Origin of the sequence: Brevibacterium sp. ZH18 (assembly GCF_022748595.1) — a bacterium.
Taxonomy (GTDB): Bacteria; Actinomycetota; Actinomycetes; order Actinomycetales; family Brevibacteriaceae; genus Brevibacterium.
This window is the reverse complement of sequence record NZ_JALDSX010000027.1, coordinates 17,270-41,272: the sequence shown is the minus strand read 5'-3', so window position 1 is coordinate 41,272 and position 24,003 is coordinate 17,270. Positions and strand designations below refer to the sequence as shown.

Below are 24,003 nucleotides of genomic sequence, written 5' to 3'. Positions count from 1 at the left end.
TGAGGCCATGGCCGAACGATCCCTGAAGCCATGGCTGAACGATCCTCGATGCCGTCGCCGAATAGTCCCCGACGGTGTTGCTGAACATTTCCCAATGCCGTGGGCGAATAGTCCCCGACGGTGTGGCTGAACATTCCCCGATGCCGTCGGCGAATAGTCCCCGATGGTGTGGCTGAACATTCCCCGATGCCGTCGGCGAACGTGAAATAGTGCACAATTGCAATTTTGCAGTTGGTGAAAACTTGCATGAGATGCAAAAATGTTGTCATGCCCGATATCGAAACCGAGACTCTGCGCTCGAGAAAAGCGCGCCTGACCCGTCACGCCCTACATGAGGCTGCGATCACGCGTGTTCTCGAGGAGGGTCTCGAGTGCGCGACCGTGGCCAATATCGCCGCCGACGTAGGTGTCTCCACTCGTACGTTCTTCAACTACTACGCAACGAAGGAAGACGCCATCGTCGGGCTCGACGAATCCAACATCGACGAGCACCTTGTCGAGTCCTACGTACTTGCTGAAACAGGCATCGAGGACTTGGCCGCAGACACCTCTCTCTTCATCCGTGAAGCTCTGCTGATCGGATCGACCGATCCCGGACTGCCGGCAAGACGACGGAAGCTCTTCGCTCGGTACCCGGAGCTGGTCAGCAAGCGCTTCGACAGAGCGGAGGCTCTTGAAGAGCTCTTGGCAGGTCATGTGCTGAATCGCCTTCGCTTCCTGGGCCAGGAGTTCGCCAGCGAAGACTCGGCTTGGCGTAGCGCCAGGATGCTGACCCAGATGTGTCGCGTGCCGTTGAACCACGCGGGCCAGACGATCAAGCGATCGCCGGAGCTCGTGGATGACAAGGGCGGCACCAAAGAGATCTTCGAAGAATCATTGGGGCTCTTCCTTAAAGTTCTGAACCGACTATGACAAAGGCTGTGATGAGAAGAAACCAAGCGCTGAGGACCGGAGAAATGACCAACACTGCAGCAACCCCCGCAGAACCAAAAGCGGTGGAAGACCACAACGACACAGAGCCGATGAAGACATCCGCGATCATCCTGCTCTTCGTTGGTCTGATGATCGCGATGTTTATGTTCTCGCTCAATCAGACCGTGTTGGCAACAGCTCTGCCGACGATCGTCGGCGAACTCGACGGCGTTGATCAGATGCTGTGGGTGTCGACAGCGTTCATGCTCGCCTCGACGATCATGATGCCCATCTACGGCAAGGTAGGCGACCTGTTCGGCCGCAAACCCCTGTTCATGTTCGCGATCTGCTGCTTCCTGCTGGGTTCGGTCTTCGCCCTCATCGCCAACGACATGTCGATGCTCATCTTCGGCCGTGTCCTTCAGGGCATCGGCGGCGGTGGCATGATGATCCTGTCGCAGTCGATCATCGCGTCGGTGGTGCCTGCTCGCGAACGTGGCAAGTACATGGGAATCATGGGCTCCGCCTTTGCCGTGTCCTCGGTCGCCGGGCCGCTCATCGGCGGTTGGCTGACCGAAGGTCCCGGCTGGCGCTGGGCCTTCGCCATCAACTTCCCACTCGGAATCATCGCTCTCATCGCCGCCGCTATCTTCCTCAAGGTGCCCAAGCACCACAGCGGACCGCGGCCGAAGATTGACTTCGCCGGAATGGCCCTCGTTTCGATCATCACCTCCTGCATCGTCCTCACCTCTGCCTGGGGCGGCCACGACTACGAATGGGGCTCATGGCAGATCAACGGACTCATCGTCGTCGGCGCCCTTGCCCTCATCGCGTTCATCATCGTCGAGCTCAAGGTCAGTGAACCTGTCATCCCGATGTACCTGTTCAAGAACCGGGACTTCCTGCTGTGTACGATTGCCGGTCTGTTCATCGGCGTCGGAATGTTCGGTGTGCTCTCGTACATGCCGACCTACCTGCAGATGGTGCACGGAATCGATGCCACCGTCGCGGGCCTGATGATGGTGCCGATGATGGGCACCATGCTCATCTCGTCGACGGTCGTCGGCTTCGTGGTCTCGCGCACCGGAAAGTACAAGAAGTACCCGCTCGTCGGCGTGCTGCTCATGGCCAGCTCGATGGTTCTGCTCTCCCAACTCAAGGCCGACAGCGCCGCATGGGAGACCATCGCCTGCCTGGCTCTGTTGGGCCTGGGACTCGGCCTGAGCATGCAGACGCTCGTCCTCGTCGTGCAGAACGCATTCCCGGTCGCCATGGTCGGAACGGCAACTGCTTCGAACAACTACTTCCGCCAGGTCGGTGCGACCTTGGGTATGGCCTTCATCGGGTCGGTCTTCACTCAGCGCCTGCTCGACAACATCAAGGAGGGGATGACGAACCTCGCAACATCCGCTCCTTCGCACCCGATGCCGAAGGTCTCCTCATCGGGATTGACGCCGAAGATCGTCTCCGATATGCCCGAGCCGCTGCACTCGCTCATCATCAATTCGTACAACGACGCTCTGGTTCCGCTGTACCTGTGGGTTGCGCCCCTCGCCGTGCTCGGCTTCCTGTTCCTGTGCTTCCTGCCGAACACGCCGCTGGCCAAGAGCTTGAAGAGCGAAACAGCGAAACGTGAACGCGTGGCAGTTGAGGACGGCCCATCGGATAGTCTGGCAGTCCAGACTATTCGTAAGGAGTCGACCGATGACGGTACTGACGATTCTCAACGCACCCGGGACTCACGTCCCCGACCGGCTCACTGATCTGGGCCGACGGGACAACGTCGAACTTCGGATCGTCGGGGCGGATGAGCTCGGCTCAGCCCTCCCCGGCACCGAGGTTCTTCTGCTCTGGGATTTCTTCTCCACCGCACTGCGGGACGAGTTCGACCACGCAGATGCTCTGACGTGGATCCACGCCGCTGCCGCTGGCGTGGATTCGCTGCTCTTCGACGAGCTCACTGAGTCCGATGTTCTCGTCACCAACGCGCGAGGAGTCTTTGACCGGCCGATCGCGGAATTCGTCCTCGGATACATGCTTGCGCTGTCGAAGAACACCCTGCGGTCGCTGGAGGACCAGCGCAACACCGTGTGGAACCGTCATTCGACTCGTGACCTGGCTGGTTCGCAGGCGGTGATCGTCGGTACCGGGTCGATCGGTCGGGAGATCGCTCGAGTCCTGAAAGCACTCGACGTCTCCGTCTTCGGCGCCGGCAGCCGCGCCCGCGAAGGCGACGCGGACTTCGGGACGGTCATCGACTCGGCAGATCTGCCTTCTCACCTGGCCGGAGTCGACTGGGTCATCGACATCGCTCCGCTGACCGATAAGACGGAGAAGCTCATCGATGCCCAGGTGTTCTCCGCCATGGACTCGGACGCGTTCTTCATCAACGCCGGACGTGGCGCCACCGTGGATACCGCAGCGCTGGTCACCGCGCTCGAATCAGGTCAGATCGCCGGCGCAGGACTTGACGTCTTCGACGAGGAGCCACTGCCGGCAGGACACCCGCTGTGGCGAGCCGACAACGTCATCGTCACTCCGCACATGAGCGGCGACACCGACGGCTGGCGCATACGACTGGCCGATCAGTTCCTCGATCTGTTCGAGAGGTATTCGGCTGGTGAGGCCTTCCCTCACACTGTCGACAAGCAGCTGGGCTATGTGCGATGACCGACCGGCCGGACTCAGCTGCTGAGCGGTCACTCCTGGCGCGGGTTCTGGCAGAACTCATCGCCGTCCGCCGAGCTCGGTTACTGAGCATGCTGGTGCTCGCGTTGGCAATGTTGGTCGCGGGCCTCGGGGCGGCGATGCAGGCGCAGGGGACCCGTGTGGACGCCGTGCTTCTGTTCTCCGCATTCAGCCTCATCGCCATTGGGATCGTGTGCGCACTGGCAGCCATCGTCGCATGGACCAGAATCAATCGCGACATCCTCGACTCGGTCGCCGCAGCTCGCCCCGCGAGTGCACGCGCACCTCGGTCGCGGACAGGAGGCATGGCGATCGCGATCGGATTCGCCATCCTCGGTCTCCTGCTCGGATGGATGCTCTGGTCGGCGACGCCGATACTTGCGATCGCCGTCGTGCTGGCCTGCGCGCTGCTGGCGTGTCTGGGTCCGATCTGGGCGAACGAGTTGGACGGTGCCGACGATCGGCTCGCCGTCATCCTCGACAGCGACGGCGAACTGGCCGCCCGATTCGCGACATTCACCCCGATCTGGCTCCACGAAGCCGTCTTGAACGAGCGGGCTGAAGAGGAACGTCGCTGATTGAGAACTGAATGCGATGACCCGCTGACGACGAAGACCCCCACAGCAGTGGGGGTCTTCGTCGTCAGGAGAGATTGCCGAACTCAGAGTTCGACCTGCCTGCAGCTTCAGTCAGCGCAGCGGCATCCGTCAGGGGAACGCCGGGGCGTCGACTCCAGCCATCTTCGCCACACAGCGGACGACCTGGCAGCTGTAGCCGAACTCGTTGTCATACCAGACGTAGACGACGACACGATCCTCATCGACGATGGTGGCAAGGCCGTCGACGATACCGGCACGCTTCGAACCGACGAGGTCGGTGGAGACGAGCTCGGGGGAGGAGACGTAGTCGATCTGATTGCGCAACGACGAATTCATCGAGGTCTCACGGAGGAACTCGTTGAGTTCGTCGACGCTGGTCTCAGTCTCGAGGTTGAGGTTGAGGATCGCCATCGATACGTTCGGGGTGGGAACGCGGATCGCGTTGCCCGACAGTTTGCCCTTGAGCTCCGGCAGAGCCTTGGCCACGGCCTTGGCTGCTCCGGTCTCCGTGAGCACCATGTTGAGGCCTGCGGCACGGCCGCGGCGCGAACCCTTATGGAAGTTGTCGATGAGGTTCTGGTCGTTGGTGAACGAGTGAACCGTTTCGACGTGGCCGTTGCGAACGCCGAACTTGTCGTTGAGCGCCTTGAGCACGGGCGTGATCGCGTTGGTCGTGCACGAGGCAGCGGACACGATGGTGTCGGTGTCGAGGATGGCTGCGTCGTTGACGCCGTAGACGATGTTCTTCACGTCGCCCTTGCCCGGCGCGGTGAGGATGACCTTCGCGGCACCGGGGCAGGCCAAGTGCTTGGACAGTCCCTCTTCATCGCGCCACTTGCCGGTGTTGTCGACGATGATGGCGTCGTTGATGCCATATTCGGTGTAGTCGACCTGTGACGGATCATTCGAGTAGATGACCTGGATCAGGGTGCCGTTGGCCTGGATCGTATTGGCATTTTCGTCGACGACGATGGTGCCGTCGAATTTGCCGTGCACCGAGTCGCGGCGCAGCAGCGAGGCCCGCTTGACCAGGTCATCGTCGCCGCCCTTGCGGACGACGATCGCGCGCAGGCGCACTCCGGGGCCGCCGGCACGGTCGATGAGGATCCGCGCGAGCAGACGACCGATGCGACCGAAGCCGTAGAGGACGACATCGCGCACTTCACCTTTGTCATCATTGTGGCCGACGACCGAGGCGAGCTCTGCGGAGAGGAACTCGTCCATCGAGGCGGACTGATCCTGCAGCTTCTGGAACAGGCGTCCCACGTCGAGGCGAGCAGGACCCAGATCGAGTTCGGAGAGTTCTCGCACCATCGTCAGGGTGACCTCGATGTCGAGGTCCTCGCCGAGGAAGTGGCGGGCATAGCGGTGAGCCTTGATTATGCCGGTCACCGACTTATTCAGCAGCGAGCGGCCGAACAGCGTCAGAAGTACGTCATTCTGACGGTGCAGGCGTCCGACAAGTGGAACCAGTTCTTCGGCGGCAGTCTGCTTGTTCGCCCATTCGTCCAGGCGAGCCGTCGTTGCTTCAGTCAAGGGTTGTGTCTCCTCGGTCAGTTGGCGAATTCCCGCTCAGTCTATCGCTTTGCCTAGCTGCGCTCTGAATTGTGGTCTTCGAGACGTCGGAAGCCCAGCAGAGTCAGCGTGATGATGCCGGCTCCGGCCAGGAGAGCGCCGAGGCTCTGGATCTGGACTTTAGGCTCGACGAACCGGTATTCGGGTGAGGTGTCCTCCTGCGGCTGCGGCGGGGTGGCGGTGCCGATCCAGGCCGCAACGAAGAGGATGATCCGAGCGAAGATATTCATCGTCAGCATGATCGCGATGATCGACCCGAATACGCCTGCCGCCTTGTTGCCGGAAAAGATGTCGACGAGGACAGTGGCGAGGTTGAGGAGGATGGTGAAGGCCACAGCGCCGATCAGGGAGCCCCTGATCTTGGCTCGCTTGCCCACTGGATGATCGGGAAGCATGGTGAAGAGGAACATGAAGATCAGCCATGCGGCACCGAGGACGACGATTAAGGGAACGATCCGCACCAGGACTGATCCGAATCCGCCCAGTTTGAGTTGTTCAGTGATCCACGATCCCATGCCGGTGCCGACGATCGTCAGGGCCACGGTGAGCAGCAGTCCGACGATGAGTCCCAACAGCGTCACAACGTTGTTCAGGATCTTCTTGACGAAGGACTGATTGGGCACCACGTCGTCGAAGTCGGCGTGGAGCTGAGCGCGGACAGCGGCGCCGAGGTTGCCGATGAAACCCTGCCCCGTGTAGAGAGCGGCCAGGATGGCGATGATCCCGACGGACTGCCAGCTGGTGAGGAATTGTTCGAGCTGGTCGGTCAGTGAAGAGTTTCCGCCTAGCTGCGTCTCGATCTGATCGGTGATGACGGGGACGAGGTCGGGCCGGAGGACGTCGAGGACGAAGCCCAGGCTCGCGAACGTGAACATCGCGATCGGCATCACCGCGAGGACGAGGAAGTAGGTGATCGCAGCACCGAACTGATTGCCCAGACGCTCGCCGAATCGCTTGACCGCTCGCATCAGGTGGGCGGGGCCCGGCTTGGTGATGGCGTTGTGGCCGGCTTCGGCCACGGTGTTGCGGGAGGCCAGTACTTTGGCTGGTGCCACTTCGTGCTCCTTCGATCGTGACCCTCAAATGTCTGTTTCAACACTAGCCGCTGAGAACGCACTGTGAGCAACAGGCCGCGCTTCTAAACTAGACTTTTCACCATGCCGATACTATTTTCGACTGTCCAGCCCACCGACTTGATGCTGTCTGCAGCCTCTGGCGCAGCAGGCAACCTCAGTGGTTTCTCCGCTTGGGCGGTGACGCTGATGGAGGCTTTGGGGCCCCTCGGAGTCGCATTCCTGGTCTTCCTCGACAACATCTTCCCGCCCATCCCGAGCGAGCTGGTGCTGCCGCTGGCGGGATTCACTGCGAGCCAGGGCAATATGAATATCTACCTGGCGATCATCTTCGCCACGGTCGGGTCCGTCGTCGGTGCCGTTGTTCTGTGGGCCGTGGGCAAATGGATCGGTCTCGAACGCATTGCGCGCATCGCTGTGAAGATGCCGTTGGTCGACGTCGACGACGTGCACAAGACCGTCGCGTGGTTCGACAAGCACGGTGACAAGGCTGTGTTCTTCGGACGGATGGTCCCCATCTTCCGGTCGCTGATCTCCATTCCTGCGGGCATGCGGAACATGAGCATCGTCAAGTTCCTGGTGCTGACCAGCGCTGGCAGCCTGATCTGGAACACGATCCTCATCGTCGCAGGCTTCTACCTGGGGGAGAACTGGTCGATCGTCGAAACCTACGCCGGCTATTTCCAGACTCTTGTCATCGTCGCCGTGGTTATCTTCGTCGTCGTCTGGATCACGCTCAAGGTGCGCAAACGCCGCCGAACGAAGGCTGCGCTCCAGGACCGCGGCTCAGCCGATCGCACCGAAGAGTCGGACGGCCAGACCGAGGGCTGAGCCTCGGCGATTCGCCCGGCCTCTTATTCCCGAGAGCTCAACCCCAGCTGTTCGTCCGGTCTCATTCCCACCGCTTCACTTCAGCAATGTCGCATCACTTCAGCAATGCCGAGTCATTTCAGCAATGTCGCGTCACTTCAGCCAAGCGGCCGCTGTGTGATCCTTCGGCACCTCTTCACCGGCCCTGACCGGGCCTGGTGCCGTGCCGTCGCCGAAGGGCGACCCACCGAGCGAGTCTCGACCGTGAGGTGAGAGCCAATCCGCGAGATCCGGTCCCTTGGGCACGATCTGGGTCGGGTTCACATCGGCGTGAACAATGTAGTAGTGCTGTTTGATCTGGACGAAGTCAACCGTATCCCCGAACCCGGGCGTCTGATAGAGGTCACGGGCATAGCCCCAGAGATTCTCAAAGCCCCGCAGCGCCTGACGATTGCACTTGAAGTGCCCGAAGTAGACAGGATCGAACCGAACCAAAGTGGTGAACAGTCGGACGTCCGCCTCGGTGATCGACCCGCCCATGAGGAACCGAGAGGTGCGCAGACGATCTTCGATGGTGTCGAGAGCGGTGAACAGACGGTCGAAGGCAGCGTCGTAGGCCTCTTGGGATCCGGCGAAGCCGCAGCGGTAGACACCGTTGTTTATCTCGGTGTAGATCAGCCGCATGACCTTCTCCATCTCCTCTCGCGACTCCTCGGGCCAAAGATTCGGAGCGCCCTCACGATGATGCTGCTTCCACTGAGTCGAGAAGTCCTCAGTGATCTGAGGGAAGTCGTTCGTCACGACGGCTCCGGAGGCAATGTCAACGATCGCGGGCACGGTGATGCCTCGCGGGTAGTCGGGGAACCGAGCGAAGAATGCCTGCTGCAGCCGTTCGATGCCGAGCACCGGGTCGACTCCGCCAGGGTCGAGGTCGAACGTCCACGACCGTGAGTCATGGGTCGGTCCCGGCATTCCGATCGAGATGACGTCCTCAAGGCCGAGCAGCCTGCGGACGATGATCGTCCGGTTCGCCCACGGGCAGGCGCGGGCGGCGATGAGGCGGTAGCGGCCAGGTTCGACGGGCCAGCGCGAGTTCGGATCGGCCAGGATCCGGTCGTCGATGTAGTTGGTGTCGCGGTTGAACGCCTCACCCTTGGCCACGTAGCTGTTCGTCTCTGCGGTGTCGTCAGACATGTCGTCCTCCTCGTCTCCGGCCCGGAATTCGGGTGCTTCGCAATCAGCCTACGTCCCTTTGGGCTCTGCTGACACTGCACGCAGCCCGCGTCCCGCACGCACTGTGCGAGACACGGGCTGCGTGTCGTATGCGGAGGACCTGCCTCTGTGAAGCGGAAGGCAGACTCGCTGCGTCGGGCGGGCCGATCCCTGTGATCCGTGGGCTGCCGGATATTCCTCAGCCCGCGGTCAGCGTCTCAGCCCTCGTAGAGACCGTCGATGTCGGCGCTGAAGTCTTTGTTGACGAGGTGGCGCTTGACCGACTGTTTGGCCGAGAGATAGCCGTTGTCCTCGCTGAGTTCGACCGGCAGGATCGTGAACTTCTTGATGCCTTCAGCTCTCGACACGGTCTTGTTGACTCGTTCGACGGCTTTTTCGATCTCGTCCCGGACTGTCGGGTCCGTCGACGCCTGGCGCAGATCCATCTCGGGCAGATCATGGTTCTTCAGCCAAGTCGGCAGCATCTCCGAGTCGAGGAAGATGAGGGCTGAGACGAACTTCCGGTTGTCTCCCACGACTACGGGCTGACCGACGAGCGGGTGGCGGCGCAGGGCATCCTCGAGCGGTGCCGGAGCGATGTTCTTTCCGCTCGAAGTGACGATGATCTCCTTCTTGCGTCCGGTGATCGAAAGATAGCCGTCGTTGTCGAGGAAGCCGAGGTCGCCTGTGGCGAACCAGCCGTCATGGAACTCCTTGGCCGTGGCTTCGGGATTGTTCCAGTATTCGCGGAAGACGGGTACTCCCTTGGCCAGGATCTCGCCGTCCGGGGCGATCGCCACGGAGGCGCCGGGCAGGGGGACGCCGACTGTGCCGATCTTGGACTTCTCCGGCACATTCACCGTGATCGGTGCCGTGGTCTCCGTCAGTCCGTAGCCTTCGAGGACGATGAGTCCGACACTGCGGAAGAAGTGTCCGAGGTGCGACCCGAGGGGGCCGCCACCGGAGACCGCGTGCGAGACGTTGTTGCCCATGACTGTGCGCAGCTTCGAGTACACGAGCTTGTCGAACAGTGCGTGCTGCAGCTTGAGCGTGGCTGGGACCTTTCCGGCGTCGAGGGCTTTGGAGTACGCGACCGCGACCTGCTCTGCCCGACGGAAGATGGCTTCCTTGCCGCCGGACTGGGCGGTTGCCAATGCTGAATTGAAGACCTTCTCGAAGACGCGGGGGACTCCGAGGATGAACGACGGCCGGAAGCTGCCGAGGGCGGTGGTGAGCTGCGTGAGATCGGACTGATGGGCGAGCAGCGCCCCCGAGCTGATCGAGAGCACCTCGATGAAACGGGCGAAGACGTGCGCCTGGGGCAGGAACAGCAGGCACCGCATGCCCTCGCTGAAGACCGCGGGAATCTGCATCTGCGCGGCTTGCGCGGTCTGGACGAAGTTCGCATGGGTGAGGACACAGCCCTTGGGCTTGCCCGTCGTGCCGGAGGTGTAGATGAGGGTCGCGACCGAGTCGCTGGTGACCTGAGAGCGCTGGGCCTCAAGTGTGATGTCGTCGACCTCGCGTCCGGAGAGTTCGAGGTCCGGGAAGGCGCCTTCCTCCCAGATCCACAGCTGCGGGGGCTCGACGCCTGCCGCGGCAGCTGCCGCCTCGACGCGATCCGCATGCTCCCGGCTGCTGACCAGGCCGCGCCCGACTGCCGCGTCAGTGATCATCCAGGCCAGCTGATCCTGGGAGGACGTGTCATAGAACGGAACGGAGACAGCTCCGGCGTACCAGACGGCGTAGTCGCTGAGCGTCCATTCGAACGACGTGGGGCCGAAGATCGCGATGCGGTCGCCGACCTCGACGCCGGCGGCGATGAGGCCCTTGGCTGCGGCCTTCACCTGTGCGAGGAAATCGCCGGCACTGACCTCCGACCAACCGTCGTCGACTGGTGTGGCCAGGAGAGGCCGATTCGGGTCCTCGGTGACTTTCCGGAGGAAGATGTCGGTCGTCGATGAGGTCACGTCGACCTCGAAGCCGACGACGGGGGTGGATGACTGGGGCATTGTCGTTGGGCTCATGAGGTCTCCTTTGTGGCATAAGTTACTGCCGAGTTATCTTACTGCCCGACGCCCGCGAGGTGAAATCGCTCACGTTTGACGGCTCAAACCCACGTCGAGCGTTCTTCTGGCAGTCTAGCCAAGTCGAATCAGGGAATGTTCAGAGTACGATGGTCGAAACCCGCTCACCTCCAGTAAGTGAAGGAAGGTAATGACGACGAATCCTGAGGAGACCGGCTTCCGCTATGACGCGGAACTGGCCGAGAAGATCGAGAAGTCATGGCAGGACACATGGGAGAAGTCGGGAACCTTTCACACCCCGAACCCCACCGGTGATCTGAGCCAGGCGCGGAGCCTCGATCGGCAGGAGGAGTCCTCGTCCTATGGTCCGCCGGCGGACCTCGACGAGCGGGAGTCCCTCTACATCATGGACATGTTCCCCTATCCCTCGGGCGCCGGACTCCATGTCGGCCATCCTCTGGGATACCTGGGCACGGACGTCTACGGTCGCTATCAGCGGATGCGCGGGCACAACGTCATGCACGCTCTGTCCTATGACGCCTTCGGTCTGCCTGCCGATCTGTACGCAGTTCAGACGGGGCAGCATCCGCGCATCACCACAGACGCGAACATCTCGAACATGACACGTCAGCTGCGCCGACTGGGCCTGGCCCACGACGAGCGCCGCAGCTTCGCAACAACAGACGACGATTTCGTCCGATGGACGCAGTGGATCTTCCTGCAGATCTTCAACTCCTGGTACGACCCGGAGGCCACCACCGATGGAGAGTCCTCTGTGGGGGCGGCCCGGCCGATCTCGACACTCATCGACCAGTTCGCCGCTGGTGTCCGTCCGACACCGGACGGTCGCTCCTGGGCCGAGCTGACCTCGGCGGAGCGAGAGACGATCCTGCAGGACTACCGCCTGGCCTATGTCTCCGAATCACCGGTCAACTGGTGCCCGGGACTGGGAACAGTGCTGGCGAATGAAGAGGTCACGGCAGACGGCCTGTCTGAGCGCGGCAACTTCCCGGTCTACACACGTCGACTGCGGCAGTGGAACATGCGCATCACAGCGTATGCGGACCGTCTCATCGACGATCTCGATTCCTTGGACTGGCCCTCGGCCGTGCGCAGCATGCAGACGAACTGGATCGGTCGATCCATGGGTGCCATGCTGCGCCTGCCCGTGGCCGGTTCCGAGGCCCAGGTTGAGGTCTACACGACCCGCCCGGACACGCTCTTCGGCGCCACCTACCTGGTGCTCAGCCCCGAACATCCGCAGATCTCCGAGCTCACTGCTGCTCAGTGGGACGCGCAGACCCCGGAGCTCTGGCGCGGTGGTGGCGCCACCCCCGCCGAGGCGATCGCCGGCTACCAGCGCGATGCAGCTGCGAAGACCGACGCCGACCGGCAGCAGAGCAAGGAGAAGACAGGCATCTTCACCGGCTCGTACGCGGTCAATCCCGCGACGGGCGAAGAGATCCCGATCTTCATCGCCGACTATGTGCTCATGGGCTACGGCACCGGTGCGATCATGGCCGTTCCGGCTGAAGACGCACGTGACTGGGACTTTGCGAAGGCCTTCGGTCTGCCCTACGTCCGCACTGTCCAGCCGCCTGCCGGTCACGACGAGGACTCGCCGTTCACGGGCACAGGTGTGATGATCAACTCGGCCAACGACGAGGTCGACATCAACGGACTCGACGTCGACGCGGCCAAGGCGAAGATCACCGAGTGGCTGGCCGCTCAGGGATTGGCCACCGAATCCACGCAGTACCGTCTGCGGGACTGGCTGTTCTCCCGGCAGCGATACTGGGGCGAACCGTTCCCGATCGTCTACGACGAGGCCGGCACACCGATCGCGCTCCCGGACTCCATGCTCCCGATCGAGCTGCCCGAGGTCGATGAATTCGCACCCCGGACCTTCGCCGCTGACGATGCGGACAGTCAGCCGGAACCGGCATTGGGCCGTAACCGCGACTGGGTCGAGGTCGAACTCGACCTGGGCGACGGGCCGCAGAAGTACTACCGCGAGACGAACACGATGCCCAACTGGGCCGGTTCCTCGTGGTACCAGCTGCGCTACGCCGATCCCCACAACTCGCAACGTCTCGTCGATCCTGTCAACGAGGCGTACTGGATGGGTCCGCGCGAGTCCAAGCCCCGCGGCGGCGCAGACCTCTACGTCGGCGGTGCCGAGCACTCGGTCCTGCACCTGCTCTACGCCCGGTTCTGGCACAAGATCCTGTTCGATCTGGGATATACATCCTCCTCCGAACCGTTCCACAGGCTCGTCAACCAGGGCTATATCCAGGCCTATGCCTACACCGATTCGCGGGGCGTCTACGTTCCCGCGGCCGAGGTCGAGGAGAAGGTCGACGACAACGGTGAGAGCACGTTCTGGTACGAGGGCGCCGAGGTCAACCGTGAGTACGGAAAGATCGGCAAGTCGCTGAAGAACTCCGTCTCGCCCGACGAGATGTACGACGCCTACGGTGCCGATACCTTCCGCGTCTACGAGATGTCCATGGGACCGATCGAGCAGGCTCGTCCCTGGGAGACCCGCGCAGTAGTCGGTGCGCAGCGCTTCCTCCAGCGCATCTGGCGGCTCTTCGTCGACGAGACCACCGGTGAGTCCGTGATGCAGGAGGGCACGAGCGATCCTGAGACGCTGAAGGTTCTCCACCGCGTCATCGAAGGCGTCCGCGAGGACATGGACCACCTGCGCTTCAACACGGCCATCTCGAAGCTCATCGTGCTCACAAACCATGCTACGAAGCAGGGTGGAGCCACCGCGGACGTTCTCGAGCCGCTGGCGATCATGCTTGCTCCGTTTGCGCCGCACCTGGCCGAAGAGCTGTGGGCCAAGCTCGGCCACACCTCGACAGTCACCTATGCAACCTTCCCCGAGGCGGATCCACAGCATCTCGTGGCCGATCTGGTCACCTGCGTGGTGCAGGTCAAGGGCAAGGTTCGCGCCCGACTCGAGGTCGACCCGAACATCTCGGAGGACGAGTTGGAGAAGCTCGCGCTGGAATCGCCGAACGCCGTCAAGGCGCTCGACGGAGCCGGTGTGCGCAAGGTCATCGTGCGTGCTCCTAAGCTCGTCAACATCGTCCCCGACGCCTGAGTCAGGCGCTCTGCCCGGAAGGGTTGGAAACACATGTCAACTGAAGCCATCCAGGACGAGATCCGTCACAGCCTGGGCGTGCGCGAATCCATCGACCCGACGACGGAGATCGCCCGTCGTGTCGAATTCCTCGCTGATTACATCCTCACCACGGGTGTGAAAGGTCTGACTCTCGGCATCAGCGGAGGGCAGGATTCGACTCTGGCTGGGCGTCTGTGCCAGCTTGCGGTCGAAGAGCTTCGCCGCCGGGGGGCCGCTGCTGAGTTCTGGGCGATCCGTCTCCCGCATCATGTCCAGGCCGATGAGTCGGACGCACAGGATGCGCTCGACTTCATCCGTGCCGATCACAGCCTTGTCATTAACATCGGGGCTGCCACCGACGCCGCAGCGCAGGAATATCTGAGCGCTACCGGTGAGGCCATCACCGATTTCGGCAAAGGCAATGTCAAGGCCCGCATGCGCATGCTCGCCCAGTTCGAGCTCGCGGGCGAGAAGCGCCTCCTCGTCGTCGGCACCGACCATGCCGCCGAGGCGGTCACCGGGTTCTTCACGAAGTTCGGTGACGGCGCTGCCGATGTCGTTCCACTGGCCGGGCTGAACAAGCGGCAGGGACGGGCACTGCTCGACCACCTCGGCGCGCCCGAGCATCTCGTGCAGAAGGTCCCCACGGCGGACCTGCTTGACGATCAGCCGGGACAGACCGACGAATCATCGTTGGGTCTGACCTATGAGGAGATCGATGATTTCCTCGAGGGCAGGGAGATCGACCAGGCGTCGGCAGCGCTGCTCATCGAGCGCTATCGTGCAACCGAGCACAAGCGCCGTACACCGGTGACGCCGACCGATAAGTGGTGGATCAGGCACTGAGCCCAGAGGCGAAGCGCCGCGGCGCTGAGCACGGCAGACAATGCTGAATGCAGATGACGATGGCGACGGACTCGAAAGAGCCCGTCGCCATCGTCATGTTGGTCCTGCGCAATCGCGCGCACAATCGCATGTCGTCCGTCAGGCGACGAGTCCAAGCTCCAACGCCGTCTGATTGAACTCCCAGCGTGCGGAGACGAACTGATCACCGAGGCTCTCGCCGCGGCTGCGTGCCTCGGTGTATTCGCGCCATCCGCCCTTGCGGGTATCGCCGGGCCGGATCTCGCGCTGGGTCGTGTCGGAGGCGAGGACGCGTGTCTCCTCCTTGACCCAGATGGACAGGGCTTCGGCAGCACGGTAGAGGTTCATGAACGCGGTGTGGGAGCGCGGATTGTCGAAGCTCGACTTCGCGAACTCCTCGCGGAAGGTCAGGAGCGGTTCGAGTTCGGCGACCTGCAGGGTTCCGAAGGTGGCATCGAGGCGCAGGGACTGGACGAGTCCGTCGGAGTCGGGAAGCAGTGACAGGATCCGCTGTGCACGCGTCTCGTCGGGAAGCTGCTCGACCTCGGCGTCGATCGGAGTCAGGCCCACGGAGTCCATGCGTCCGCGCTCCGTGCTCAGCAGCTGGCGCAACGAGTCGATCTGGATCTGCGCGCGTCGCCATTCCCCATGGAACATGAGGAGAGCCACGATCACGCCCAGGCACAGAAACAGGCCGATGATCCAGGCGAACGGATGCAGGGCAGGCACGGCGAAGAGCACGATGCCGAGCACGGTGAGCACCGCACACGTCACCGCTGCCGGTGAGTTGGTCAAGAAATCCAAGAAACGCTTCACAATCCCAAGGGTACTGTTTCAACCTCCAGATATCGTGGAACCTGGTCGCATATAGTGAGGCTGAAAATGCTTGTACGAGGCAGGGAGTGCACAGGTTGAAGATTTCAGTCATCGGGTGCGGATATCTGGGGGCCGTGCATGCTGCGGCCATGGCGTCGCTGGGACATGAGGTCGTCGGCGTCGATGTCGACGAGGACAAGGTCTCTGCCCTGAAATCAGGTCGGCCGCCGTTCTTCGAGCCGGGGCTGAGTGAATTGCTGGTGAAAGGTCGCGAACGCGGCAGCCTCGACTTCACCACCGATGTGTCGCAGGTCGTGGACTCGCGGGTCCACTTCGTGTGTGTCGGCACTCCGCAGAAGCCGGGCGAGTTCGCCGCCGACGTCACGTATGTCGATGCGGCCGTCGATTCCCTGCTTGAGCATATGACTTCGACGTCGGTGGTTGTGGGTAAGTCCACGGTTCCCGTCGGTACGGCCGAGCGTTTGGCTGCAGTTCTGGCGGATACCGGTGCGTCACTGATGTGGAATCCAGAGTTTCTGCGCGAAGGCCACGCGGTGGAGGACACGCTGCATCCGAACCGTCTGGTCTATGGTGTGGCTCCCGGCGAGTCAGGGCACGCTGCGACGGCGGTGCTCGACGAGGTGTACGCGACGATGCTTGACGATGAGACTCCGCGGATGGTCACGGACTTCGCGACGGCGGAGCTGGTCAAGACGGCCGCGAATTCCTTCCTGGCCACGAAGATCTCATTCATCAATGCGATGGCTGAACTGTGTGAGGCCTCGGGTGCTGATGTCACTCAGCTCGCGGATGCCATCGGTATGGATGATCGGATCGGTCGGAAGTTCCTCAACGCGGGTCTCGGGTTCGGCGGTGGGTGTCTGCCTAAGGACATTCGCGCGTTCATGGCTCGGGCCGGTGAGTTGGGTGCGGACCAGGCAGTGGCCTTCCTCAAGGAGATCGATTCGATCAATATGCGCCGGCGTGTGCGCATGGTCGACATCACTCGTGACATCCTCGCCGGGTCGTTCATCGGGAAGAAGATCACAGTGCTCGGTGCTGCGTTCAAACCCGACAGTGATGACGTCAGGGATTCGCCGGCGCTGTCCGTGGCTCGTCTGATCGCGACTCAGGGCGGTGTGGTGACGGTGACGGATCCGCAGGCCATCGACAATGCGTCGAGGTCGTTCCCGGAGCTGAATTATGTCCGGGATACGAGCGCGGCGTTGGCGGGTGCTGATGCGGTGCTGCTGCTCACGGAGTGGCGGGAGTATCGGGATCTTGATCCTATTGCGACGGCGTCGTTGGTTGCGGACAGGATCCTCGTCGATGGGCGCAATGTCCTCGACCCGGTTCAGTGGCGCGGTGCCGGATGGACGTATCGGGCGTTGGGCCGGCCATGAGGATCGGCCTGGTCACGGATTCGACGGCACAGCTGTCCGCGGCCGAGGAAGCTCACCTGAGTACGATCACCGGCGACCTGTTCGCCGTCGTCCCGCTGACCGTGCTCGTCGGCGGAGTCGCCTTCACCGACGGTGAGATCGGGGCCGAGGATCTGTGCCGGAAGATGAGCGCAGGCGCAGAGGTGTCGACGTCCATGGCGACCCCGGCACAGTTCGCCAATGCCTATTCGACGCTCATCGACCACGGCGCCGAGGCGATCATCACCGTGACGATGTCCGGTGCCCTCTCCGGAACACGGGACTCAGCCGTCACCGCGGCCGAGGGCGAATCAACCCTGATCAACGTCGTCGACTCCAGGACCACCTCGGCGGGACTGGCCGGAGCCCTGGCCATCGCCGCTGCGGGAATCTCCCACGGTCGTGACGTGGCGTCGATCGCCGGCACCGTCGCTGACTGGTGTGCCGGGGAATCTCAGACGATGTTCGCTCCCGCGACGTTGGAACACCTGCGCCGAGGCGGTCGCATCGGAGCCGCGTCCTCCCTCCTCGGCCGGGCCCTGCAGATCGTCCCGGTGCTGGGACTCAGCGCCGGTGTCGTGGCCCCCGTTGCCCGCGTGCGCACCTGGTCGAAGGCGCTCGACCGCATGGTCGCCCTGGCAGGCGAAGCGGCCGCTGAGATCGCCGAAGACGGGCGGAACGTAGAGGTTCAGATCCAACAGGCCGAGGGGCAGCCCTCGCATCCTAACGTCCTCGCACTGCAGGAGCGCATCGAGGCGCTGGGCCTGCCGACGACGTTCCGGACGCTGTCCACGATCATCACAGCCCACGTCGGCCCCGGCACGATCGGAATCACGGTCCAGACCACTCCGTGACGGTTGTGACTCACTCGTGCGCGAAGGCCTGTTGACGATCAGCTGACTTACGTGCGGATGGCCTGTGGATGCTCAACCGATTTCCACAGGCCGTGATCGCCGCCTGGCGTCGCAGCGGCGGCTGACCGTAGTTTGTCCGGCATGGCCGTCTCACCCGATGATCGCTTCGCTGGCCTCATCAGCTCCAGCGCTGAGCGCGGCGGATGGGTGCCCGGGGATGTATTCGCCAGCGACAGCGAAGGTGAAGTGGAACCGGTCGAGCCGCGTCGTGTCCGACTGCCTGTGCTGGTCGCGGTGGCAGTGGCCATGGTGGCGGTTCTCGTCGTGGCCTTCCTCCTGCTGCGTCCGGCCCAACAGCACAGTGCTGGCGAACAACAAGGTGGCAGCTCAGCGGGTGGCGACACTGGTGCAGGTGCTTCCGGGACGGACGATTCCGCCGCGAGCGGCACCGCAGCGGGAGGAGGGGCCGATTCCTCAGCCGGTGGCGCCCAGAAGGCAGGCGCACAGGCTGGCGGGGCTCAGAAGGCAGGGGCTCAGTCTGGCGGGGCTCAGGCGAGCGGCGAGGTCGTCGTCCACGTCACCGGTCAAGTGCACAAGCCCTCGGTCGTCACGCTGGACGCAGGGGCTCGCGTCCAGGACGCAGTGGAGGCTGCGGGTGGTCTGAAGTCTGACGCCGATGCCGAGTCGATCAATCTCGCCCGTGTGCTCCAAGACGGGGAACAGGTTCACATTCCGGCCAGGGGTGAGAACCCGGATGCCGACTCCGGCGAAGGCAGCGCGGGCGCAGGCGCAGGCGCTGGCACCAGCGCAGGAGCAGGTGGCAGTGCGGGCACTGGGAGCAGCTCGTCTGGTGCGGGAAGCAGCGGCGGGTCTTCTGTCGGCGGCTCGGCTAACTCTGCCGGGGCCGGGGCCGGAGCCGATGGGGCGAACGGTTCGGCAGGGGCAGGTCCGAACGTCGGGGGGAAGATCGATCTGAATACGGCGGATTCCACCGCCCTGCAGACGCTGCCGGGGGTCGGCCCGGTGACGGCAGAGGCGATCGTCACTCACCGCCAGGATCAGCCGTTCGCAAGCGTCGAGGATCTGCTCCTCGTCCAGGGCATCGGTCCGAAGACCTACGAGAGGCTCAAAGACCTTGTCTCGGTCGGGTAGACGGCACGCCGCCGCAGCACCAGGACAGGTGCCGGGGCCCAGTGTTGCCAAGCCGCGCTCTCGGCGCCCTGTGGGCGATCGTTCGCATCGCTCGCGTATGATCCGGTGGGCGCGGCGGAACTGGGCTCTCGCCTGCGACTGGGTTCGCACGACAGCAGCGATCTGGCCCGGGTCCGTCCGACTGCTTCTGTGCGCGGTGGGACTGTGGACCTCGGCGCTGGTGGCGCCGGGGCCGTGGACTCTCCTCGTCACCCCGGTAGTGGCCGCATGTGGATTCCTCTGCCTGCGCTGGCACCACCACATCGGTGTTCTGCTCATCGTCTTCGCGTGTCTGCTCACTGTGCAGGTCACGATGCTCAGCGCCTCACGTGGTCCGGCTGAGGAGGCCGACTTGACCGGCATCGTCGTCGGCCACAGTCAACCGGGTGCGTCGGGATGGTCGCGGCTGACGATATTCACACCAACCGGGATCACCGAGGTGCTCAGCCCCTCGGTCCCACCCGATGGAGCCCAGGTGTCGATGCGTACCGCACCCCTGGACAACATCCGCCTCACCGACGCTGACCCGCACGTGGTCCGGGAGCCGAATCGCCTCTGGCAGTGGCGTGCCGAGCTGCGACTGGCTCTGCGAGAAGACTCCCTGGCCGCGGGTCACAGCGGGGGTCGGCTGCTGCCGGGCCTTGTCGTCGGGGACACCCAACCGCAGGACGAGCGGATGATCGACGATATGCGGGTCGTGTCTCTGACCCACATCTCAGCTGTCTCCGGGAGCAACGTGACGATCGTCAGCCTCGGCGCCGGTCTGGTGGCGGGCCTGTGCCGGGCAGGACCGCGCACACGGGTCGCAGTCGGGGTGCTCACGTGTATCGGCTACGTCTTCATCGTCGGATTCGAACCCAGCGCGATCCGCGCAGCCGGGATGGCGATCGCGGTTGCACTCGTGTTCCTACGCGGTGGAGGGATTGCCCCGGTGGCCGTGATGTGTTCGACCGTGTGCCTGCTGTTGAGCGTCGTCCCGGTGCTAGCCACCTCGGTGGGCTTCGTCCTCTCCGTCGTCTCGACGGCCGCGATCATGTTCGTCGTTCCCACGATCCACAGAAGACTGAGTGTGCGGATGTCGATGGTTCCGGCCGTCCTCATCTCCGCACTCATCGTGCCCTTGGTCGCCCAGCTGGCCTGTACCCCGGTGCTCGTGGCGATCGATCCGCGCATCGGTCTGTGGTCGGTGGCTGCGAATGCACTGGCCGCACCGGCTGTTCTGCCGTCAACGGTCCTCGGGTTCCTGTCGCTGGTGTGCGGGGGACTCGGACTCATCGGTGTGCCGGGCCTGCTGTGGTGCGCACAGATTCCAGCATGGCTCGGGTCCCTGTGTGCGTGGTGGATCGTCGCAGTCGCCCGCTTCTGTGCGGGGCTCCCGGGCGCCGCCCTCGACTGGCCTGATCCTCCCTGGGGGCCCATCATCGCCCTCGCTCTGCTCACTCTGCTCGCCTCCGCTGTCTGGCTCATCCTGCGCAGGCGACTCTGGGGAGTGCCGGTGTTCGTCCTCTGCATCGCCCTGACTGCAATGGTCATCGTCGCGCATCGGACGACGCCGCCGAGCCGGGACTGGCTGGTCATGGTCTGCGACGTGGGGCAGGGGTCGGCCACGCTCATCAACCTCGGCGCCGGGCGTGGCCTCGTGATAGATACGGGGAAAGACCCGAAGCCCATCGACGCGTGTCTCGACGAGAGCGGAATCGAGGACTTCGACCTCTTCATCTCCCACTTCGATGCCGACCACAGTGCGGGGTATGCGGGTGCGACGTGGTCGCGGACCCTGCACCGGCTGTGGGTATCGGACAACGTCGTGCAGGGCCCAGAGGTCCGACGCATCGTCGACGACACCGGCGCCGAGGTGATCCCCACCTCCCGTGGTCAACGCCTCGACATCGGTGGGGCCCACATCGAGGTCCTCTGGCCACCTGCACGATCTGTAAGAGGCGCGGCACAGGTGAGGACAGCGGCAGCCACATCTGCCTCGGATGACCGCGTTTCGAACCGGGTGGGCTCTGACCATCGCTTCGACGTCGGTGCGGCAGGGGGCGGCCACACAATGGGGGAGTGGGGCAGCGCCGCGCGCAATGAGGACTCCCTCGTTCTGCGAGTTGAACAGCAGGGGCTGAGCTACCTGATCCCGGGAGACATCGGCGAGGAGGAACAGTTCGTCCTCGCCCAGAGCCTGCAGCCGGTCGATGTGCTCATCGCACCCCACCATGGCTCCTCTGATCTGTCAGAGGATTTCTACAGGGCCGCGGGCGCTCGCCTGGGCACGATCTCCGTGGGGGAGAACAGCTATGGTCACCCCACACCGCGATCGGTGCGAGCCTTCGGGCCGGTGCCGGTCCTGCGGACAGACCGCTGTGGGACGGTCGCACTCTATTCCGATGCGCGATTCAGCACGGGACGCACCTGCGAAGGAGGTGACGGATGAACACATCGGGCCAGCAGTACGCCCGTCCGTGGACTGGGACTGTGGGTGCGGACTGGGGACTGGGGACTGGGGACTGTGGGCTGCGGGCTCGCCGGGCTGCGGCGGACTGCTGTGGTGATCGAGCATGTGTGTGGCGGACTGCTGCGGACTTCCGTGGTGATCGAGCACGTGTGCACTCCGTGTCCCGGTCAGACGATAGGCTTGGACCCATGGCTGTGAAGAAGACCCTGATCCCGTGGAGTTCCGCGAAACCCGCGCCGGTGGTGATGATATCCGGGAATGAATCGGTGCTCATCCGTATGGCCAAGGATCGGATCGTCAGCGCCGCCCGTAAGAAGGATCCGGAGGAGCTCGAACTCGATGCTGCCGGATACCAGGGCGGAGAGCTTGCGATGGCGGCTTCTCCATCATTGTTCTCCACTGCGAAGCTCATCGTCGTCGAGGCGGTCGAGAAGTGTTCGGAAGCGTTCCTGGCTGATGCGCTCGCCTACCTCGACAACCCGAACGACGACGCGGTCGTGCTCCTCTTGCACGGAGGCGGCAACCGCGGAGCGAAGCTGGTCAAGAAGATCGAAACTGCTGGCTTCCCCCGCATCGATGCCGCGGCGTTGAAGCACGAGAGCGATCGGGCGAAGTTCGCGCAGGGCCGTTTCAAGGCTGCGAAGCGACAGATCGACGAGGCCGGGATGGCCTCTCTCGTGTCAGCGCTGGGCTCAGATCTGGCCGAGCTCAATGCCGGCGTCGAACAGCTCATCGAGGACACCGAGGGCACCATCACCGCGCAGATCGTCGACCAGTACTACGGTGGTCGCGTCGAAGCCACCGGATTCAAGGTCGCGGACTCAGCTGTCGCCGGAGACGCGAAGAGCGCACTCAGCCTGCTCAGGCACGCACTGTCGACGGGATCCGACCCGGTGCCGTTGGTCGCCGCAGTAGCGATGAAGCTGAGGTCGATGGCCAAGGTCCAAGGATTCCCCGGATCGAGCGGTGAACTCGCAGCCGAACTGAAGATGGCGCCATGGCAGGTCGACCGGGCTCGCCGCGATGCCAGACGGTGGAACGAGGTGGCACTGGGCCAGTCGCTCATCGCCGCGGCCGAGGCTGATGAGGCGGTCAAAGGCGGAGGCCGTGACCCCGTCTATGCAGTCGAGTGGTTCGTCTCCGAAGTCTGCCGTCTGGCCCGCCAGCGCTGAGACTGCGAATGCACGAGGGGCCCGACTGCGAATGCACGCAGGGCCTGACTGCGAATGCACGCAGGCCCCGACTGTGAATGCGCGAGGGGCCCGATCCAAATGGATCGGGCCCCTCGAAGCTATAGCCTCAGTGATCGACTCAGAGAGCGTTGATCTGCGTGGCCATGCGCGACTTGCGGTTCGCAGCGTTGTTCTTGTGCAGAACACCCTTCGAAACAGCTTTGTCGAGCTTGCGGGCGGCAACAGCATAAGCCTGCTGTGCTTCGTCCTTCTTGCCTGCAGCAATGTTCTCGCGGACGACGCGAACCGAGGACCGAACTTCCGACCGCACTGCCTTGTTGCGCAGGCGAGCCTTCTCGTTGGTCTGGATCCGCTTGATCTGTGACTTGATATTAGCCAATTTCAACACTCTTTCGTGTTAGTGATACATGGTCGTGAGGGCACATCGAACCGACAGACTCATCTCCGCGGGGAAACACATTGACGATATCGAATCCGATGGCATCTTCACCCGACCTCGGCGAGACACACGCCTTGATGAAGATACAGCTCCCAATGGTACAGGCCGGAACGGTCAGGCTGAAATTCAGATATCAGCTCGCGTCGATGTTCTTCGTCACCTGGTCAAAAACATCGCGCGGCATGATCGCACCTTCGCGGCGGATGGTGTCCGGGTCCACTCGAATGACTCGGTCGAGCCGGATCTCCGAGGGACGTCCCTGGCTGTCCCAGTCTCCGCTGCCGATGTTCATCCAGCGCGCATTGCGATCCTCGCGGACCTCGCCGAAACCGCCAGGGATGTGGTCCTTGCTCGTGAGCATGAGGACGAGAACCCACTTGCCGTCCTTGCCGACTACCAGCGAAGGACGGTCCTTGCCCTGAGTGGCGTCCTCTTCGAAGGGGATCCATCCCCAGACGACCTCTCCGGGATCGGCGTCGCCGTCGAGGCTGGGGGAGTACGACGATGTGACTGCACCGTGGAAGTCTCCCGGATAGCCGCCGCCGGGGGCCGAGGCGCCTCCGCCCTGAGACTGGGACGATATGGGGCGGGCTTCATCACCGCGCCGAGGCTGTGACGGACGCGATCCCGAGGAATCCGCCCCCGTGCTCTTCTTGGACTGCGACTCTCTGAAGTACTTCACACCTTCATTGATGCCGATCTTGACGACGCGATTGACCAGTGATTTCCAACTCATAGACGACA

The 24,003-nt window shown here is 63.3% G+C and carries 19 protein-coding genes; 12 read left to right on the top strand and 7 right to left on the bottom strand.

The window, feature by feature from the left end; all coding sequences use genetic code 11:
- The first annotated feature begins 267 nt into the window (after positions 1-267).
- From MPN20_RS11035 to MPN20_RS11020, 4 genes are read left to right on the top strand one after another with little or no spacing between them, the layout of a single operon-like run.
- The gene (locus MPN20_RS11035; protein ID WP_242782093.1) at positions 268-912 is read left to right on the top strand and encodes a TetR/AcrR family transcriptional regulator; all 645 of its coding nucleotides are present in this window, start codon (positions 268-270) and stop codon (positions 910-912) included.
- A 44-nt stretch (positions 913-956) separates the two neighbouring features.
- On the top strand, positions 957-2,675 hold the full coding sequence (locus MPN20_RS11030) for an MDR family MFS transporter (RefSeq protein ID WP_242782091.1): 1,719 nt from the start codon (positions 957-959) through the stop codon (positions 2,673-2,675).
- A complete protein-coding gene (locus MPN20_RS11025; protein WP_242782089.1) occupies positions 2,617-3,582 on the top strand; it encodes a D-2-hydroxyacid dehydrogenase in 966 nt (321 codons plus the stop codon). Before MPN20_RS11030 ends, MPN20_RS11025 begins: the two co-directional genes overlap by 59 nt.
- On the top strand, positions 3,579-4,178 hold the full coding sequence (locus MPN20_RS11020) for a hypothetical protein (protein ID WP_242782087.1): 600 nt from the start codon (positions 3,579-3,581) through the stop codon (positions 4,176-4,178). The genes MPN20_RS11025 and MPN20_RS11020 overlap by 4 nt, the downstream gene beginning before the upstream one ends.
- A gap of 129 nt (positions 4,179-4,307) precedes the next feature.
- Here MPN20_RS11020 and MPN20_RS11015 read toward each other — a convergent pair whose 3' ends face one another.
- Both MPN20_RS11015 and MPN20_RS11010 read right to left on the bottom strand, forming a co-directional pair.
- Complete coding sequence (locus MPN20_RS11015) at positions 4,308-5,735, bottom strand: glyceraldehyde-3-phosphate dehydrogenase (protein ID WP_242782085.1); 1,428 nt, start codon at positions 5,733-5,735, stop codon at positions 4,308-4,310.
- A gap of 53 nt (positions 5,736-5,788) precedes the next feature.
- Entirely contained in the window at positions 5,789-6,829 is a 1,041-nt protein-coding gene (locus MPN20_RS11010) for a YhjD/YihY/BrkB family envelope integrity protein (protein WP_242782083.1), read from the bottom strand.
- A gap of 102 nt (positions 6,830-6,931) precedes the next feature.
- Here MPN20_RS11010 and MPN20_RS11005 point away from each other — a divergent pair, with 102 nt between their 5' ends.
- On the top strand, positions 6,932-7,678 hold the full coding sequence (locus MPN20_RS11005; RefSeq protein WP_242782074.1) for a DedA family protein: 747 nt from the start codon (positions 6,932-6,934) through the stop codon (positions 7,676-7,678).
- A gap of 132 nt (positions 7,679-7,810) precedes the next feature.
- On the opposite strand, the gene MPN20_RS11000 is transcribed toward MPN20_RS11005, so the two are convergent.
- Together MPN20_RS11000 and MPN20_RS10995 are read right to left on the bottom strand one after the other, a co-directional pair.
- The gene (locus MPN20_RS11000; protein WP_242782073.1) at positions 7,811-8,851 is read right to left on the bottom strand and encodes a glutathione S-transferase C-terminal domain-containing protein; all 1,041 of its coding nucleotides are present in this window, start codon (positions 8,849-8,851) and stop codon (positions 7,811-7,813) included.
- A gap of 236 nt (positions 8,852-9,087) precedes the next feature.
- Positions 9,088-10,896: a long-chain fatty acid--CoA ligase gene (locus MPN20_RS10995; protein ID WP_242782072.1), complete on the bottom strand. Its 1,809-nt coding sequence runs from the start codon at positions 10,894-10,896 to the stop codon at positions 9,088-9,090.
- 190 nt (positions 10,897-11,086) lie between these two features.
- Here MPN20_RS10995 and leuS point away from each other — a divergent pair, with 190 nt between their 5' ends.
- Positions 11,087-14,008 (top strand): leucine--tRNA ligase, encoded by a 2,922-nt coding sequence (gene leuS / locus MPN20_RS10990; RefSeq protein ID WP_242782070.1) that lies wholly within the window; start codon positions 11,087-11,089, stop codon positions 14,006-14,008.
- A 33-nt stretch (positions 14,009-14,041) separates the two neighbouring features.
- A complete protein-coding gene (gene nadE, locus MPN20_RS10985; RefSeq protein WP_242782069.1) occupies positions 14,042-14,875 on the top strand; it encodes an ammonia-dependent NAD(+) synthetase in 834 nt (277 codons plus the stop codon).
- Positions 14,876-15,013: 138 nt separating this feature from the next.
- On the opposite strand, the gene MPN20_RS10980 is transcribed toward nadE, so the two are convergent.
- The gene (locus MPN20_RS10980) at positions 15,014-15,688 is read right to left on the bottom strand and encodes a hypothetical protein (RefSeq protein ID WP_242782064.1); all 675 of its coding nucleotides are present in this window, start codon (positions 15,686-15,688) and stop codon (positions 15,014-15,016) included.
- A gap of 116 nt (positions 15,689-15,804) precedes the next feature.
- Between MPN20_RS10980 and MPN20_RS10975 the strand changes: the two genes are divergently transcribed.
- The 5 genes from MPN20_RS10975 (at position 15,805) to holA (ending at position 22,799) form a co-directional block, all read left to right on the top strand.
- Complete coding sequence (locus tag MPN20_RS10975) at positions 15,805-17,112, top strand: UDP-glucose/GDP-mannose dehydrogenase family protein (protein WP_242782062.1); 1,308 nt, start codon at positions 15,805-15,807, stop codon at positions 17,110-17,112.
- Positions 17,109-17,984, top strand: coding sequence for a DegV family protein (locus MPN20_RS10970; protein WP_242782060.1), 876 nt, complete (start codon positions 17,109-17,111; stop codon positions 17,982-17,984). Before MPN20_RS10975 ends, MPN20_RS10970 begins: the two co-directional genes overlap by 4 nt.
- A gap of 141 nt (positions 17,985-18,125) precedes the next feature.
- Entirely contained in the window at positions 18,126-19,136 is a 1,011-nt protein-coding gene (locus MPN20_RS10965; RefSeq protein WP_242782059.1) for a helix-hairpin-helix domain-containing protein, read from the top strand.
- 97 nt (positions 19,137-19,233) lie between these two features.
- On the top strand, positions 19,234-21,606 hold the full coding sequence (locus tag MPN20_RS10960) for a ComEC/Rec2 family competence protein (protein WP_242782054.1): 2,373 nt from the start codon (positions 19,234-19,236) through the stop codon (positions 21,604-21,606).
- 209 nt (positions 21,607-21,815) lie between these two features.
- Positions 21,816-22,799, top strand: coding sequence for a DNA polymerase III subunit delta (gene holA, locus MPN20_RS10955; RefSeq protein WP_242782052.1), 984 nt, complete (start codon positions 21,816-21,818; stop codon positions 22,797-22,799).
- A gap of 139 nt (positions 22,800-22,938) precedes the next feature.
- On the opposite strand, the gene rpsT is transcribed toward holA, so the two are convergent.
- The gene (gene rpsT, locus MPN20_RS10950) at positions 22,939-23,199 is read right to left on the bottom strand and encodes a 30S ribosomal protein S20 (protein WP_242782038.1); all 261 of its coding nucleotides are present in this window, start codon (positions 23,197-23,199) and stop codon (positions 22,939-22,941) included.
- A 193-nt stretch (positions 23,200-23,392) separates the two neighbouring features.
- A complete protein-coding gene (locus tag MPN20_RS10945) occupies positions 23,393-23,995 on the bottom strand; it encodes a type II toxin-antitoxin system PemK/MazF family toxin (RefSeq protein ID WP_242782036.1) in 603 nt (200 codons plus the stop codon).
- Between the last annotated feature and the right edge of the window lie 8 nt (positions 23,996-24,003).